Source organism: Roseomonas mucosa ATCC BAA-692 (assembly GCF_000622225.1).
Taxonomy (GTDB): Bacteria; Pseudomonadota; Alphaproteobacteria; order Acetobacterales; family Acetobacteraceae; genus Roseomonas; species Roseomonas mucosa.
The window spans coordinates 133883-149764 of record NZ_KK211412.1 but is presented as its reverse complement, the minus strand read 5'-3'; the positions used below and the strand labels follow the sequence as shown (position 1 = coordinate 149764).

At 68.3% G+C, this 15882-nt stretch carries 12 protein-coding genes; 10 read left to right on the top strand and 2 right to left on the bottom strand.

What is annotated here, in order from left to right; translation table 11 throughout:
• The 3 genes from BT98_RS0120915 to BT98_RS0120905 all read left to right on the top strand — a co-directional run bounded on the left by BT98_RS0120915 (position 1) and on the right by BT98_RS0120905 (position 3979).
• The gene (locus tag BT98_RS0120915) at positions 1–1443 is read left to right on the top strand and encodes a hypothetical protein (protein WP_019462021.1); all 1443 of its coding nucleotides are present in this window, start codon (positions 1–3) and stop codon (positions 1441–1443) included.
• A 53-nt stretch (positions 1444–1496) separates the two neighbouring features.
• Positions 1497–2636 (top strand): acyltransferase family protein, encoded by a 1140-nt coding sequence (locus BT98_RS0120910; RefSeq protein ID WP_027297497.1) that lies wholly within the window; start codon positions 1497–1499, stop codon positions 2634–2636.
• A gap of 155 nt (positions 2637–2791) precedes the next feature.
• Positions 2792–3979 (top strand): glycosyltransferase family 4 protein, encoded by a 1188-nt coding sequence (locus tag BT98_RS0120905; protein WP_019462019.1) that lies wholly within the window; start codon positions 2792–2794, stop codon positions 3977–3979.
• A gap of 98 nt (positions 3980–4077) precedes the next feature.
• Here BT98_RS0120905 and galE read toward each other — a convergent pair whose 3' ends face one another.
• Complete coding sequence (gene galE, locus BT98_RS0120900; RefSeq protein WP_237719387.1) at positions 4078–5088, bottom strand: UDP-glucose 4-epimerase GalE; 1011 nt, start codon at positions 5086–5088, stop codon at positions 4078–4080.
• Positions 5089–5411: 323 nt separating this feature from the next.
• On the opposite strand from galE, the gene BT98_RS0120895 reads away from it, so the two are divergent.
• Both BT98_RS0120895 and BT98_RS27515 read left to right on the top strand, forming a co-directional pair.
• A complete protein-coding gene (locus BT98_RS0120895) occupies positions 5412–6545 on the top strand; it encodes a glycosyltransferase family 4 protein (RefSeq protein ID WP_019462017.1) in 1134 nt (377 codons plus the stop codon).
• A gap of 594 nt (positions 6546–7139) precedes the next feature.
• Entirely contained in the window at positions 7140–7379 is a 240-nt protein-coding gene (locus tag BT98_RS27515; protein WP_147292456.1) for a hypothetical protein, read from the top strand.
• A gap of 133 nt (positions 7380–7512) precedes the next feature.
• Here BT98_RS27515 and BT98_RS26355 read toward each other — a convergent pair whose 3' ends face one another.
• Positions 7513–8922 (bottom strand): sugar transferase, encoded by a 1410-nt coding sequence (locus BT98_RS26355; RefSeq protein ID WP_019462016.1) that lies wholly within the window; start codon positions 8920–8922, stop codon positions 7513–7515.
• 400 nt (positions 8923–9322) lie between these two features.
• Between BT98_RS26355 and BT98_RS25535 the strand changes: the two genes are divergently transcribed.
• From BT98_RS25535 to BT98_RS0120865, 5 genes are all read left to right on the top strand, one after another.
• Positions 9323–10540 carry a glycosyltransferase gene (locus BT98_RS25535; protein ID WP_019462015.1) on the top strand — a complete coding sequence of 406 codons (1218 nt, stop codon included), beginning with the start codon at positions 9323–9325 and terminating at the stop codon, positions 10538–10540.
• 158 nt (positions 10541–10698) lie between these two features.
• Positions 10699–11904, top strand: a complete 1206-nt coding sequence (locus tag BT98_RS0120880; protein WP_147292455.1) for a hypothetical protein — start codon at positions 10699–10701, stop codon at positions 11902–11904.
• A 71-nt stretch (positions 11905–11975) separates the two neighbouring features.
• Positions 11976–13208 carry a glycosyltransferase family 4 protein gene (locus BT98_RS0120875; RefSeq protein WP_019462013.1) on the top strand — a complete coding sequence of 411 codons (1233 nt, stop codon included), beginning with the start codon at positions 11976–11978 and terminating at the stop codon, positions 13206–13208.
• A 296-nt stretch (positions 13209–13504) separates the two neighbouring features.
• Positions 13505–14839 carry an outer membrane beta-barrel protein gene (locus BT98_RS0120870; protein ID WP_139341685.1) on the top strand — a complete coding sequence of 445 codons (1335 nt, stop codon included), beginning with the start codon at positions 13505–13507 and terminating at the stop codon, positions 14837–14839.
• Between the two features lie 122 nt (positions 14840–14961).
• Complete coding sequence (locus BT98_RS0120865) at positions 14962–15570, top strand: polysaccharide biosynthesis/export family protein (RefSeq protein WP_019462011.1); 609 nt, start codon at positions 14962–14964, stop codon at positions 15568–15570.
• The last annotated feature ends 312 nt before the right edge of the window (positions 15571–15882 follow it).

Genomic DNA, 15882 nt, shown 5'->3' with positions numbered 1-15882 from the left:
GTGTCGATCACCTTCACTGCCGCAAGAAGCCGCTATTCCCGCCCGACGCTGGATGATCGGCTGGCCGATCCGGGGCTGCTGAGCCTCGGCGCCTTCCTGTCGGTATCGGCGGCGCTGCTGGTCCCGATCGTCCTCTATCTCGGCGGGGCGGCGCCGCTGGCGCGGATCCTCTATCCGGCCATGGCCCTGTTCCTGGGCGGCTTCCTCTACCTGCACCGCTCGCCCTGGTATATCGGCTACACGATCCTGCTCTTCTGCTTCGCCTCGCTGGTGCGGCGGCTGGCCGACTACCAGGGCGGTTTCCAGGTCTCCAGCCTGATCCTGACCGCGCCCTACCTGATCTGCATGCTCGGCGCCTTCTCGGCCCTGCGGTACCTGGCACCGGGGCGCAACCCCTATACGGGGCCCTTCCTGGCCATCCTGTGCAGCATCGCCTATGGCGCGTTGCTCGCCGTGCTGCAGGACCGCTTCATGCTCGGCATGACCGACCTGCTGAAATGGGCCTCCGGACCGCTGGTCGCGATCCACATCCTGTCGCAGTGGCAGCGCGGCGCGGCCATGCGGCAGGTCATCACCTCCACCCTGCTGGTGGTGGCGCCCGTCATGGGCATCTACGGGCTGATGCAGTTCATCTATCCCACGCCCTGGGATGCGGAATGGGTGAACAACGTCCGGTTGCTGGGCTTCGATTCCGTCGGCGTGCCCGGCGCCTTCTCGCTGCGCGTCTTCTCCACCATGAATGCCCCGGGCTCCATGGCGGCCTATCTGATGATCGCGCTGCTGATCGCGATGAGCCGGTCGTTCAGCATCTCGGTGCCGGTGATGATTGCCTGTGCCCTCGGCCTCGCCCTGGCACAGTACCGCACGCTCTGGGGGGCGACATCGCTGGGCCTGGTCCTGCTCCTTCTGTGGGGCACACCGCAGGAGAAGATGCGGATCTCCCTTGGCGCCATCGTGCTGGTCTTCAGCGCCGGTTTCCTGGCCCTGATACCGGAGATGCAGTTCGCCCTGGAGCAGCGGTTGAATTCGCTGAGCAGCCTCAACTCCGACGCGAGCGGAGCGGAGCGCATGATGCAGTACGTCCGCTTCTTCATCGACAACGACAACCTGCTGATCGGCGACGGCTTCGGGCTGAACTACTATGCCAGTGTCAGCGGCTCGGCGAACGCGGTGGTGGACAGCGGCATCCTGGACAGCGTCCGCGCCCTGGGCATCTTCGGCGGTGCCTTCTACTTCATCAGCCTGTTCATGCTGATCCTCTCGACCTTCCAGTCCGATCCGACACCCGGTTCCAAGCTCTATCTGTACCGCGTGCTGGTGATCATCGCCTTTATCCAGATTCCGCTGGGGGCCGTGCATATCGCCGAAGTCGGTGTCCTGAACTGGATCATGCTCGCCACCGCCCTGACCTTCACGGCCAGCCGTGTTAGGATGGCTTCATGACGGCGATGGCCGCATGACAGTGCGGTGAAGCACAGGTGGGGGAGCCCCAGGCTATGACGAACGCATCGCCCGCGACATCCCACCGGATCGAGTGGATCGAAGCCATGCGCGGCCTTGCGGCTGTGCTGGTCGTGCTGTTCCATGCGCAGGTTGTCGTGGGGCAGAACCCGGTTGACGGGATCATGGGACGCATCCTGTCCAACGGCGCCCTCGGCGTGGACATCTTCTTCGTCCTGAGCGGCTTCATCATCACCCTCGTCCACCAGGCGGATCTCGGGCGGCCGGACCGTTGCGCACGCTATCTGTGGCGCCGCTTCTCGCGCATCTATCCCGCCGTCTTCATCATGAGCGCCCTGGCCCTGGCCACCTATCTGACGGGCGCGCATGCCAGCGAAACGCAGAAGCTCAATGCCTGGAGCGTGGTGGCGAGCTTCCTGCTCCTCCCCCAGGCCAACATCCCGCTGGTCAACGTGACCTGGACGCTGGTCTATGAGGTCTTCTTCTACGCGGTCTTCGCGCTGGCCATCCTGAACCTCCGTTTCGGCATGGGGTTGATCCTGCTCTGGCAGGCACTCATCGTGCTGCTCCATCTGATCGGCGCCGACCTGACCGCGCCCTGGGCGCAGTTCCTGCGGCCGCAGGCCCTGGAATTCGGGATCGGCGTGCTTGGCGCCTGGCTGGCCTTGTCGCCGCGGCTCCGCGGCAGCCCCTTCGCCGGCATCCTGTTGCTGGCCCTGGGCTGCGCCGGCCTGTTCTGGCTGATCGCGCTGCGGGCGCCCGAGCCTACCAACACCCTCGACTTCCACACCGCGATCCTGGCCGGCGGCTTCTCCGGTGCGGCGCTGCTCGGCGGCACCCTGGTGGAATGGCGTGGGAAGCTGCGCATGCCGGCATTCCTGATCATGCTCGGTGCCATCTCCTATTCGGTCTATCTGGTCCACTTCAGCACGCTCGTGCTGATGGGCAAGTTCATCTGGAAGTACGGCCTCATGCCGGCAGGCTTTCAGGTTCCAGTGATCCTGGTGACCTCGGCGATCGCGATCCTGATCGGCTATGCCTTCCATCACCTCGTCGATACGCCGCTGCAGCAGGCGGCGCGCCGCTTCGGGCAGTCCTATTTCGGCGCCCCGAAGGCGAAGCTCGCCCCCGCCTGGCCTGCCGCGGCCTCCGATCCCTCCGACCGGCTGCGCTGAGCGATGCCCGACCGGAATCCGCCCGTAGCGGGCACCCCCATCTTGCCAGGACCGGTCCGTGCCGGCCGATGGCCATCGCAGGCGATGCCCCGGCGGGCAGTGCCCATGGCCAAGGCCGTCCCGGCGGAACCGCGACGTCAGTGAGGCGCTGATCCATGACCACCCGGAAGCCCACCATCTTCATCGTGCATCCGTCCGACCTGCTGACGGATCATCGCCTCTACGGGGATGGGCTGATCGCCTGCGGCTTCCTGCGCGAGCTCGCGAACCGGGGCTACCGCCTGCATGTCGCCTGCCAGGAGGTGGACCTGAAGGAGCCCATGCCGGGCAACGTGACCTTCCATCCGATCCGGCAGTCCTGGCCGGGCCCTCTGAAGCGCCTGGAATACATGGTCCGGACGCGGCTGCTGCTGGAGAAGCTGCGCAAGGAAGAGACGATCGACATCGTCCACCAGATGAATCCCGTCTTCGTCGGGCTCTCGCTCGGCATGGTGGCATGCGGGCTGCCCGTGCTGCTCGGCACCTATGTGGCACGCTGGCCGGACCAGAACCGCGACAGCCTGAAGGTGCGGCTGGAGACCGGTGTGCGCTGGGCGATCTGCTTCCTGCAGCAATGGCAGGCAACGAACCTGATGCTGACCACCCCGGCCGCGATGGACCGAATCGCCGCACCGGGAATGGTGAAGGACAAGATCGTCACCATGCATCACGGCATCGATGCCGATCTCTTCTCCCCCTCCGGCGAACCGCCGGAGAAGGGGCCGCTGAGCATCCTCTTCTACACCAGCGTCGCCCGCCGGAAGGGCATCTTCGACCTGCTCAAGGCCTTCGAGATCGTCAGCCGCGAGGTGCCCGAGGCCACGCTCAGCATCATCGGGCGGGGCGATCACTGGGAGGAGGTGAACGCGCTGATCGCGACGCTTCCCTGCCGCGACCGCATCCATACCAAGGGGCATGTTCCCCGCGACAGCTCGGTGGAGTTCTTCCGCCAGCACGCGATCTACGTCCTGCCTTCGCATGGCGAGCCCCTCGGCACGACGGCGATCGAGGGCATGGCCTGCGGCAAGCCGCTGGTGGTGACGAACACGGGCGGCCTGCCGTATCTCCTCCCGCCCGACGGCTCCGGCGGCTTCATCGTGCCGCAGGAGGATCCTGAGGCCATGGCCGGGGCGCTGCTCAAGCTGCTGCGCTCGCCGGAAATGCAGCAGCGCATGGGGGCCGCCAACCGCACCTATGTCGAGAAGCACTATGCCTGGACGAAGGTGGTGGACAGGCTGGAGGAGGTCTATGCCGGGCTGGTGACGGAGCGCCATTCCGGCGCACCGGTGCCGCTGGCTTCCTGACCGCCTTTCCAGGCGGCGAGACTGCGGCCAGCTGGGTCCGCGGGTTGTCTCTTCCCGCGGCCATCCAGGCTGGGGGCGGAGCTATCCCGGCCCCGTTCTCAGGGCAGGGTCTCGGCCGCCAGCACCGTTTCCCAGTCCAGGGCGCTGCGGATGATGAAGTCCAGGGCCTCGTAGCGGGGCCGCCAGTCCAGCGTCCGCTGCAGCCGGTCGACGGCGGCGACGAGCGACGGCGGATCGCCGGCGCGGCGCGGCGATTCGACGACCGGCAGCGGTGCGCCGTTCACCCGCTCCACCGCCGTCAGCACCTCCCGCACCGAATAGCCCCAGCCATAGCCGCAGTTCATGGTGAGATTGACCGGGTTCCGCAGGATATGGCGCAACGCCGCGACATGGGCATCGGCAAGGTCCGAGACATGCACATAGTCGCGCACGCCGGTGCCGTCCGGCGTCGGGTAGTCCGTGCCGAAGATCTCGACCTTGTCGCGCTTCCCGGTCGCCACCTCGCAGGCCACCTTGATCAGGTGCGTCGCCTGGTGCGAACGCTGCCCCGCCCGTCCGGCCGGATCGGCGCCCGCGACGTTGAAGTAGCGCAGCGTCACGGTGGAAAGCCCGAAGGCCCGCGCGACATCGAGGATCATCCGCTCCGCCGCGTGCTTGCTGGAGCCATAGGGCGTGATCGGATCGCAGGGCGCATCCTCGGGCACCGGCAGCGTCTCGGGGATGCCGTAGACCGCCGCGGTGGAGGAGAAGACGAGGTGGCGGACGCCGCTGCGCAGGCAGGCGCCGAGGGTGGCGGCGACACCGCCCACATTGTTGCGCCAGTATTCCAGCGGCTGCTCGACGCTTTCCGGCACGATCTGGAAGGCTGCGAAATGCATCACCGCCGAGACACCGTGCCGCAGCATCGTCTCGGCCATCAGGTCCTCGTCGCCGACGGAGCCCTGGACAAAGGGAACATCCGCTGGCACCGCCTGGCGGAAGCCGGTGGACAGGTCATCCAGCACCACGGGCGCGAAGCCGGCATCGCGCAGGGCCAGCACGGCATGGCTGCCGATATAGCCGGCGCCGCCGGTCACCAGGATGCTGCCCATCTCTTCTCGTTCCTTCACTGGGAGATCCGTCCCGCGCCTTTCGCCGGAAAGGGCGAAAACGTCATGTCCTGGAGCACGACACCCTGGTCCTCGCCGTGATAGCGGGAAAGCCGTTTCGCGAGAGGCAGGGGAATTGGACGGAGTCTCATGTTTCTCATAAAATAACAGTTCATGCGATGACCCGGCGTGCTGCGCGCCGGTGGGTGCCCGTCGTGAAGCGGGTTCCCCGATATCCCAGCCTGCCCCTTATCGCCGGAGTTCTTCCATGACAGGAATGTCTCTCCAACGCCGTTCTGGCATGCAGCAAATCCCCAGCCCCCGGACAAAGGCGTAGCACGCCCGTGACACAGCGCATCTTCCAGGTCGGCAGCGGCTGGTTCCCGGAACACAAGGGCGGCGCCGAGAACGTCTTCTACAACCTCCATCTCGGCCTGGAGAAACTGGGCTTCGAATCCTGCGGCATCGTTCCCGGCAAGGGACAGGCCGAGATCGACACGCAGGGCCGTTTCCGCAGCTTCCCGGCCGACGCGTCGATGTTGAGCCGCGCCCGCGCGATCCGCGCGGCGACGGACGAATTGCTGCGGCCCCGCCCCGCACTCGCGACTTCGCATTTCGCGCTCTACACCCTGCCCATCCTCGACAAGCTGCGCGCCCTGCCGCTGGTGGTGCATTTCCATGGCCCCTGGGCGCTGGAAAGCGCGGCGGAAGGGGCGAGCAGCCATTCGGTGCGCGTCAAGAAGCTGATCGAGACAGCGGTCTATCGCCGGGCACAGCGGGTGATCGTGCTGTCGGAAGCCTTCGGCCGGATCGCGCAGGAGCATTACGGCGTACGGGATTCCGCGCTGCGGCTGGTGCCGGGCGGGGCCGATCTCTCGGCTTTCACCACGCAGGGCAGCCGCGCCGAGGCACGGACCCGGATGGGCTGGGTGGAAGACCGCCCCGTGCTGCTCGCCGTGCGGCGGCTGGTGCGGCGCATGGGGCTGGACCGACTGATCGAGGCCATGGCCACCCTGCGGCAGAAGCAGGTGGATGCCGTGCTCTACATCGTCGGTAAGGGGCCGGAGCGTCTGGCGCTGGAGGAACTGGTGCGGCGGCACGGGCTGGAGGACACGGTCCGCTTCGCCGGCTTCGTGCCGGACGAGCTGCTGCCGGTCGCCTACCGGGCCGCCGACCTCGTCGTCGTTCCCACCGCGGCGCTGGAGGGCTTCGGCCTGATCGCAGTCGAGGCCCTGGCCTCGGGCACGCCGGTCCTGGTGACGCCGGTCGGCGGGCTTCCGGAAGTGGTTTCCGGTCTTTCGCCCGATCTGGTCCTGCCCGGAAGCGATGCGGACAGCATCGCCTCGGGGCTGGCCGCATCGCTGACCATGCCGGGCCGCCTGCCGGACGAGGCAGCCTGCCGCCGCTATGCCGAGGCCAATTTTGCCTGGCCGGTGATCAGCGAAAGGATCGCGGCCGTTTATCGCGAACTGATCTGACGCAACCGTTCCGCCCCGCCTGATACAGGCGGCGGTTCTTGCTGGCCCTTTTGCGCGTCATGGGTCAGCCGCGTGCCGGGGGCAAGGCGTTGCCTCGCCCCCAAACCCCCACTCCGCCAGGACGCTGCGCGCCCTGGACCCCATTCGTTGGTGCCCGGCAATGCTGGATCGCACCGGGAAGCATGGCTTCCCCGCCGCTGCGGGCGCCACCAGCGCGGGCGAGATGTTTCTCTCCCGGGAGCCCCGCCGACCCACCTGCTCGCCAGGGGCAGCCACGGGCGCGGCGCCGAAGCTCAGGTGGTGTCGGTATTCGCCTGAAGCATCCCCTTGACCGGAGCATGTGCCTCGCTCCGGAGCACCCGGCATTCCGGAGGGGTGCATCTCCTCCGAACCGGCACCTTAAGGCTTTCTCAACCACGATCGCCGATGATCCGGCCAAGGGCATCTGCCGCAGCCTCGCGGTCGGTTCCTGAAAGGAAGTTTTTTCACTGTGGTCTTGAGACTTTTAGATCACTTCCTATAGTTGTATTTGCTCTTTACGACTTCGCGTGCTGGGGATTAAATCCAGCGAGCCTCGTGTCGGAGACACCCATCGTGACGGACGCATTGGATCTGTCACCCCGCGCCCCAAGCCAGCCGGAGCAGCTCCGGCGCCCCTTGTCGCGCAACTCGACCTATCCCTTTCCCTGGCCCACGCCACGGCAAAGCGAAATTCCTGTTGCCACCCCGGACGATGAACAGGCCGGGTCGCTATGGCGGGGGTTGGCCTGGGCCTCCGCGCTGGGGGCCATCTTCTGGCTTCTGGTCGGTCTCGTGGCCTACTGGATGTTCTGACAAAAAATCCCCCTTCCTGTTCAGGAAGGGGGACCGGTAGGTCGGGTGGGTTCCAGGCATTCATGCCTGAACCCGTCTGGCAAGGGCCGCAGTACGGAGAGGCGAAGTCTCGCCGCGCCGGCCCTTTGTGGCCTCAGTCGGCCTTCAGCGTCGCGAAGCCGCCGAACACGGTCTTGAAGATGATCTTCAGGTCCAGGGTGATCGACCAGTTGTTGATGTACCAGAGGTCGAGATCGACGCGGCGATAAGCCTTGTCCAGCGTATCCACCTCGCCGCGGGAGCCGTTGACCTGGGCCCATCCGGTCAGGCCGGGCTTGACGCGGTGGCGCAGGCGGTAGTGCTCCACGGCCTCGAAGTAGTAGTTGCCCTCGACCTTCATATGCGTCGCGTGCGGTCGCGGGCCGACCAGGGACATGTCGCCGCGCAGCACGTTCAGCAGCTGCGGCAGCTCGTCGATGCTGGTGCGGCGGAGGATGCGGCCGACCCGGGTCACGCGCGAGTCGCGTGCCGTGGTGCGGGCCTCGCCGGTGGTGTCGCCGCGGTCCGTGTACATGCTGCGGAACTTCAGGATCTGCACGGGCTGCGTGCCGAGGCCGAAGCGCCACTGGCGGAAGAAGACCGGGCCGGGCGAGTCCAGCTTGATCGCGATGGCCGCCATGATCAGCACCGGCGCGATGAGCGGCAGGGAAGCCATCACCAGGGCGATGTCGAGGCCCCGCTTCACCGAGTCGCGCCAGTCGTCGAACTGGCCCGGCAGCAGGCGCAGCAGGACCGGATCGTCCAGGTGGCTGGAACCCCGGGCGGCGCGCTCCAGCGCCACCGCGTCGAAGCCGACGCAGATGTGCACGGGGCGATCGCCGAATTCCTCGCAGATGGCCTGGATGCCTTCGGCGTCCATGCCGGCCAGGGCAATGATGTCCACCTCGCCCTGCTCGATCAGCTGGTCGAGCATGACCATGTTCTCGGGCATGTCGTCCTGCAGCACCGCCAGCACCTGGCGGTGGCCACGGCTGCGCTCGGTCAGGATGCGCGCGAGGGCACCGGCCTGGGGCGAAGGGCCGAGGACCACGATATTGGTGGTCAGGCTCTCCGGTCCGGCGATCAGCCGCGTGCCCAGGAGGCGCAGCGCCGCGGCGAGCGCGGTGGAGATGACGGCCCAGCTCATCAGCAGCAGCAGGTCGCCGCCCAGCCCGGTCGTGGAGCCCAGCAGCAGGCGGCCCACGGCGATACCGCTGAAGGCGATCATCACCGCCGCCGCGCTGCGCACGGAAGAGACGTAGGTGGAGCCGACATGGTGGGCGCTGGTGCGCCGCAGGCCGCGCCGCACGAAGAGAGCCAGCGTTGCCGCCAGGAGGCCGATTCCGGCCACACGGCCGGGGCTCAGGTTCAGGTCCGGTGCCGGAGCAGCCTGGAAGGCGAGGCAAAGAGCCAGGCCCACCGCCAGAACCTGCGCATAATCACCAATCGCCATGAACAGCCGGAGCGTGCCCCGGCGGGGTCGCTGCCGCCGCTGCGGGCGGAAGGCTGCCGGCTGGGACAGCATCTTCCGGATCGCCGGATTGGTCTTAATGCGTCTTGGGTCGCCCATGTTGTATCCCTCAACACAATACCGGTCAGTTGAACGCGAACCGGATGTTCGACTTCTGGAGTGGTCGTGCTGTCACGGTTCGTGGGGTCGCCCTATCTTTTGCACTGCAATATGGGCAAAAGCGAGCAAAACTTTTCGAACAATCTTGATAAAGATACTCGGATCATTTTCCGAAAACAACTCTTACTTCGAGTTGAGGAAGATATACTTTACTCAACCAGGAGTTGATCTTGGCTTGCCTGTGATCGATGGATGAAACATGCACACCCGTTGAATCGCCCATCTTCGGGCCGATCAAGGAACGTCCTATGGAAAGCGAACAAGCCGCGTGACCGTCCTCAACAGGAAACCGACAATGCGCATAGCCCTCGTGAGCGACTCGATTTCTGCCTATGGCGGTGCGGAGCGGGTGATCGAGCAGATCCTGTCGCTCTACCCACAGGCAGACATTTTCGCCGTGGTGGACGTGGTGCCACCCGACCAGCGGGGCTTTCTTGGCGGGCGACCGGTGCGGACGTCCTTTCTCCAGAAGATCCCGAAGATCGAGCGCCTGTATCGCTCATTGCTGCCGCTGTGGCCGCTGGCCGTCGAACAATTCGACGTGACCGGTTACGACCTTGTGATCAGCAGCCATCACAGCGTGGCCTATGGCGTGCTGACCCGGCCCGACCAGCCGCATGTGTCCTATGTGCATTCGCCGATGCGCTATGCCTGGGACCTGCAGCACGAGTACCTGCGCGAGGCGAAGATGGAAAGCGGACCGAAGAGCTGGCTGGCCCGACGCATGCTGCATTCCGCCCGGATCTGGGATTTCTGCGCGGCGCAGCGGCCCGAGACGATGGTGGCCAATTCCGCCTTTGTCGCCAACCGGCTGCGGCGCACGCACCGGCGGGAGGCCGGAGTGGTACACCCACCGGTCTATGTGGACACGCTGCCGCCGCCCGGCTCGGTGGAGAAGGAGGACTACTACCTCTCCGTCTGCCGGCTCGTGCCCTACAAGCGCGTGGAGCTCCTGGCCCGCGCCTTCGCCCGCATGCCGGAGAAGCGTCTGAAGATCGTCGGCAACGGGCCGGAGCTGAAGCGCCTGCGGGAGATGAAGGTGCCGAATGTCGAGGTCCTGGGCCGCGTGCCGACGCCGGAGGTGCATCGCCTCCTGGCCGGGGCGCAGGCCTTCATGTTCGCTGGCATCGAGGATTTCGGCATCACCGCTGTGGAGGCCCAGGCCGCCGGCACGCCGGTGATCGCCTATGGCGCCGGCGGCCTGGCGGAAACCGTGCTGCGCCCCGACCATGACGCCCCGACCGGGCTCTTCTTCGCCGAGCAGACGGAGGACGCGGTGATCGCCGCCGTCCATGCCTTCGAGGGTAGCCGGGCGCGCTTCACGCCGGAGAACTGCCTGGCCAATGCGCAACGCTTCTCCACCGAACGTTTCCGCAGCCGCTTCAAGGCCGTCGTGGACGATGCGCTGGAACGTGCCCGGGCCCAGGCGCCCGCCGGGCTGCACGGGGGCGATGCACCGCGCCAGCCGTTGCCCGGGGCGCGGTTGGCGGCGGCCGAGCCGGTCCAGTCGTGACGATGCGGCGCGGCGACACCGGCCCGACGCGGCGGCAGGTCGGGGCGGGACTGCTGGCGGCCGCAGCGGCCATGGGGGCGGCGGGAACCGCTCCGGCCCTGGCGGCGCCCGGGCCGGGCGGCGCGGAGGGCCCGGGGGGGAGCCAAGGCCTCCAGGCCATGGCCGCCGACTCGCTCGTGGACAGCATCGGCGTCAACATCCATTGCTGGCCCGGCAACAGCTACATCGAGGGCGATCGCTGGGAGAAGGTGATCCTGCCGGCGCTGCGGGAGCTGCGCATCCGCCACGCACGCGATGGCGTCGGCCTCGACCGCGGGGTGCTGGCCCGGCTGCGGCAGGTGGCCCAGCTCGGCATCCGGCTGACCCTGCTCAGCGGGCCGGAGGCGACCTCCTCGGTGGAGCTGTCCCGGGCGCTGGACGAGGTCGGCCGCGAGAACATCGCCATGCTGGAGGGCGTGAACGAGCCCGATGGCTGGTGGGGCGGCCGTCCCGGCCATACGCCGGAGATGGCGATCGACCACCAGCGCATCCTGTCCGGGATCGGCCGGGCACGGGACATCCCGGTGATCGCCTCGGCGCTGATCCAGGCGGGCAACCGGGCGCGCTTCGCCCGGCAGGGCCCCTATGCCCAGTATGGCAACGTCCACCCCTATCCGGCCGGCCGCATGCCGGAGACCGGGGGCTGGGGCGACAACGGCTATGGCAGCCTGCGCTGGGCGCGCGACCTGCTGGTCACGCCGCTGCTGGGGCCCAAGGCGCCCTTTGTCGCCACGGAAGCCGGCTACCACAACGCCATCACGCAGAAGGCGCGGTCCACGAACCCGCATTCCGGCTGCCCGGAAGCCGTCTCCGCCGCCTATGAGCCGCGCCTGTTCCTGTACTACCGCCGCTTCGGCGTGGCGCGGAGCTTCAAGTACGAGCTCTTCGACCAGGGTACGGACAAGGACGATCCGGAGCAGAATTTCGGCTGGCTGCGGCATGACGGGTCGCGCAAGCCGGCTTTCCATGCCATGCGCAACCTGATCGCCGCCTTCTCCGACCCGGGTAAGGCCTTCGCCCCCGCCCGGCTGCCGGTCGGCCTGTCCGGGGAGATGGAGGGGCTGGAGACCGCCCTGTTCCAGAAGCGCGACGGCAGCTTCCTTCTGGCCCTCTGGCTGGCGAAGTCGCTTTGGGACGTGCACAGCTTCACCGAAACGTCGGTGCCGCCGCAGCAGGTGCGGATCGCGTTGGGCGACCGTATCCGCCAGGCTGCGGTGAACCGGCCCAACGAGGATTCGCGCTTCCAGGAGGCCGCCCTCGCCGGCGGCGGCATCACCCTGCCGGTGACGGCCCAGGTCACGCTGCTTCGCCTCACCCCGCGCTGAACATCCCCTCGCAACCCCTGCCCGCGCCCTTCCCGGTGCGGGCCCGAACCGGATAGGGCACTGGACACGGCATGGACGGCCACGACCTCCCCTCGGCGACCGCATCGGACGCCCGGCCTGCGACGGCGGGCGCCGCCACGGCGCCGCGCGTGCTCTTCGTCAACCATTCCAGCCGCACCGGCGGAGCGGAGTTCATCCTGCTCGCCAACCTGCGCGCCTTCGGAGCCGAATCCTCGGTCTGGCTGTTCGAGGACGGGCCGCTGAAGGCCGCCCTGGCCGATTACCCGCTGCGGGTCCTGATGCCCTCGCGCCCTTCCGGCTTCACGGACATCAAGCGCGACCAGGGCATGGCGCGCGCCGCGCTGCCGATGCTGGGCGGCATGCTGCGGATGGTGCGCGAGATCGCGGCCGCGGCGCGGCGGCACGACATGGTCTATGCCAATTCGCAAAAAGCCTTCGTGCTTTCCGCCCTCGCGGCGAAGCTGGCCGGGCGGCCGTTGGTCTGGCACCTGCACGACATCCTCACCCCGGCGCATTTCGGCGGCGGCCAGCTCAGGCTGCTGCGCACGCTGGCGCCGCTCGCCACCCGGGTGATCGTGCCGTCGCAGGCCGCGGCGGATGCCTTCATCGCGCTGTGCGGCCGGGCGGACCGGGTGCGGGTGGTGCCCAATGGCGTGACCCTGCCGCCCGACCCGATGGCCGGCACCGGCATGGCGCAACGCCGCGCGGCGCTGGGCCTGCCGGTGGAGGGCTTCCTGGCCGGCGTGTTCAGCCGCCTGTCGCCCTGGAAGGGGCAGGCGGTGCTGCTGCGCGCCGTGGCGAAGGTGCCCGGGGCGGTGGGCATCGTCACCGGCGACGCCCTGTTCGGCGAGGACGAGTACGCCGCCGGCCTCAGACGCCTGGCGGAGGAGCTGGGCATCGCCGGACGCGTCCATTTCCTGGGCCACCGCCACGACGTGCCGGCGCTGATGCGCGCCATGGATGTGGTGGTGCATCCCTCCACTGACCCGGAACCCTTCGGCCGCACCCTGGTGGAGGCCATGCTCTGCCGCACGCCGCTTGTCGCCGCCGCGGCCGGCGCCATCCCGGAGATCGCCGGGGACAACGAGGCCGGGCTGCTGGTCCCGCCCGGCGACGATTCGGCCCTGGCGGCGGCGCTGCTGCAGATCCGGGACGACCCCACGGCCACCCTGGCCCGAGTCGAGGCCGGCGAGCGCCGCGCCCTCGCCTTGTTCAGCGAGGACCACATGCGGGAAGGTGTGCTGTCCGCGGTGCGGGAAGTCTCCCGGCGGCACGGGGGCTGAAAGCCGCTACCTGTGCGTGTCAGGCTGGAATCTGTGGCCGGAAAGCCATAACCGGCGCCGCAGAACGTTACGGCTCTATTATTCCTCCGGATTCTGTCCCCCCGGAGCGGCATATGCTGTAAGCTGTGTCTCTCCGGATGAAACGAATCGTGGATCATGGGATGTTTTTGAGGGGCGGAAGCGGGCTTCGGCGCAGTCGGACAGGCAGGAACCAGGGCCAAGCCCGGTCTGCCATGCCCGGTAAGACCTCCCGGCAGGATGGCGCCAGCCTTGCCCCGGGCGCGACGGCCCCGAGCATGACGACTCCGGGAATGACGGCCCTGGGCGCGGCCACCCTGGGCGCCACCGTCCTGGGCGCCGCCACGCTCCTCTGCCCTACCTCCGCCCGTGCCCAGTTGCTCGACCAGTACCTGCCCAACAACTACTACTCCCGCTTCTCCCTGGAGGCCTTCCCGGAGAACGTGCGGCCCGAGGACATGGACGTCACCCAGCGCCCGCGTCCTGAGGTGCAGCCGCTCGGTGTCCGTCTCGGGGCCTTCACCCTCCGCCCCAGCCTGGGCGAGTCCATGGGTGTCGACACCAACCCGATGGGCACCAAGCGGGGCGACACGATCGGCACCTTCAGCACCGATGCCGGCCTGGATCTGCGCTCGAACTGGGCGCGCAACAGCCTCTATGCCAGCGCCGGCGTGGATGACCGCCGCGTGACCGGGCGCAATGCGGAAACGCCCGATCCCAGCCGCACCAACTTCAGCACCACGGTCGGCGGCTCCTACGACATCGGTCGCGACACCCTGTCGGCCAGCGCCTCCTATTTCCGCCTGCACGAGGAAGCGACGGCCTTCGACGCCCAGACGGTGGCCGAGCCGCGCGCCTTCAACGCCTACGACCTCCGTGCGGCCTATCGCGCGGCCTTCAGCAACGTCTCCATCACGCCGGACTTCATCTTCCGGGCTTTCCGCTTCGTGGATGCCTTCGACGGCAACAGCACCTTCAACCAGAAGCTGCGCGACCGGAACGTCTATGACGGCGGCGTCACCGCGCGCTACGCCGTGGCGCCCCGGCGCGACCTGGTCGCCGTGGTGCGCGGCGGCCGTTCCGACTACGTGAACTACGACCCCAACTACGGCAAGCTGGGCTCCAACACCGTGCTCGCCCTGGCCGGCTTCGACGACAGCAGCGGCGCCGTGTTCCGCTACCGTGCCCTGGTCGGCTACCAGGTCCGCTTCTTCGACGCGACGGGCGCCAAGAACCGCTCCTCGCCGGTCTTCGAGGCGGCGGTCGCCTGGTCGCCAACGCGGCTGACCACGATCAGCGGCCTCGCCTCGCGCCGGATCGAGGACACCTCCACCGACACGCTGCAGGGCTATACCTACAACCAAGCCCAGATCGCGCTGGACCACGAGCTGCTGCGCAACGTGCTGATCGGTGCGCGGGCCGACTACCTGCACGCCAAGTACACCGGCGGCGGCGACAGTACCGTGATCGGCACCGGCGCCTATGCCACCTGGCTCGTGAACCGCAACATCTCGCTGCGCCTCAGCTACGACTTCACCAACCGCGACGGCAGCGACAGCGGCTCCAACTACGACCGCCACCTCGCGCTGCTGCGGGTGGGGTTCGGCCTGTGAGGATCGGACAGCGTCCCCCCCGGCGCACCGGCACCCCTCGCCCATGCTCCCCACCCACCGGCTCCGGCCGGTCCGGGCCGGGGAGCCTTCCTGCCCTCAACCCCTCGGAGGAACTTCTGTCCGTGCCGCACTCTTCTCCCTCTTCCGCCACGCGAGCGCGGCCCCGCCGGCCCTTCCGCCTGGCCACCGCCGCCGTGCTGGGCCTGAGCCTGATGGCCAGCGCCTGCGCCCCGGGCCGTGACCTGCAGCCGCTGACCGAGGCCCAGCCCTCCGCCTACCGCCTCGGCGTCGGCGACGGGATCCGCGTAACCACCTTCGGCGAGGACCAGCTGGGCGGCGAGTTCAGGGTGAACGACGCCGGCAACATCGCCTTCCCGCTGCTCGGCAGCGTCAAGGCCGCGGGGCTGACCTCCTCGGAGCTCTCGGCCCGGCTCGCCGCCGAGATGAAGCGCCGCCAGCTGCTGCGCGACCCGAACGTGGTGGCCCAGGTGCAGACCTACCGCCCGGTCTTCGTGCTGGGCGAGGTGGCGAAGCCCGGCGAGTATCCATACCAGCCCGGCATGACGATGCTGACCGCCGTGGCGGTGGCCGGCGGCTTCACCTACCGCGCCGTGACCGACCGCGCCTCCGTGGTGCGCATCACCGACGGCAAGGGCCAGGAGGGCCTCGTCGCCCGCCAGAGCCTGATCCAGCCGGGCGACGTGATCAACGTCTTCGAGCGCCGCTTCTGATGCGCGGGCGGCTCCTGCCGCCCGTCGCCGGCGCGTGATGGTGACCGTCTCGCGTCCCGGAGGAAAGGCTCTGCCTTTCCCCCGGCCCCCCTATCCGCCAGGACCCTGAGGGTCCTGGACCTCCCATTCGTTGCCTCTTCGCTGCGGGCCGGATCGCGCCGGAGAGCATCCGCTCTCCGGCGGACTGCCGGTGCCACCAGCGCGGACAGGGTGCCTTTCTTCTTTCCGGGAGCCCCGCGTCTCCACCTGCTCCACGGATCAACCCACGGGCTGACGGCCACCACGCGGAGCCAACTCAGGCCCGGGGTCCGG

What these genes read in the sequence shown, in the direction of transcription:
- BT98_RS0120910 (WP_027297497.1), top strand. Translation starts at nt 1,497, where the DNA reads ATGACGAACGCATCGCCCGCGACATCCCACCGGATCGAGTGGATCGAA.
- BT98_RS0120870 (WP_139341685.1), top strand. Translation starts at nt 13,505, where the DNA reads ATGACGACTCCGGGAATGACGGCCCTGGGCGCGGCCACCCTGGGCGCC.
- BT98_RS0120905 (WP_019462019.1), top strand. Translation starts at nt 2,792, where the DNA reads ATGACCACCCGGAAGCCCACCATCTTCATCGTGCATCCGTCCGACCTG.
- BT98_RS0120875 (WP_019462013.1), top strand. Translation starts at nt 11,976, where the DNA reads ATGGACGGCCACGACCTCCCCTCGGCGACCGCATCGGACGCCCGGCCT.
- BT98_RS0120880 (WP_147292455.1), top strand. Translation starts at nt 10,699, where the DNA reads ATGGCCGCCGACTCGCTCGTGGACAGCATCGGCGTCAACATCCATTGC.
- BT98_RS26355 (WP_019462016.1), bottom strand. Translation starts at nt 8,922, where the DNA reads ATGCTGTCCCAGCCGGCAGCCTTCCGCCCGCAGCGGCGGCAGCGACCC.
- BT98_RS25535 (WP_019462015.1), top strand. Translation starts at nt 9,323, where the DNA reads ATGCGCATAGCCCTCGTGAGCGACTCGATTTCTGCCTATGGCGGTGCG.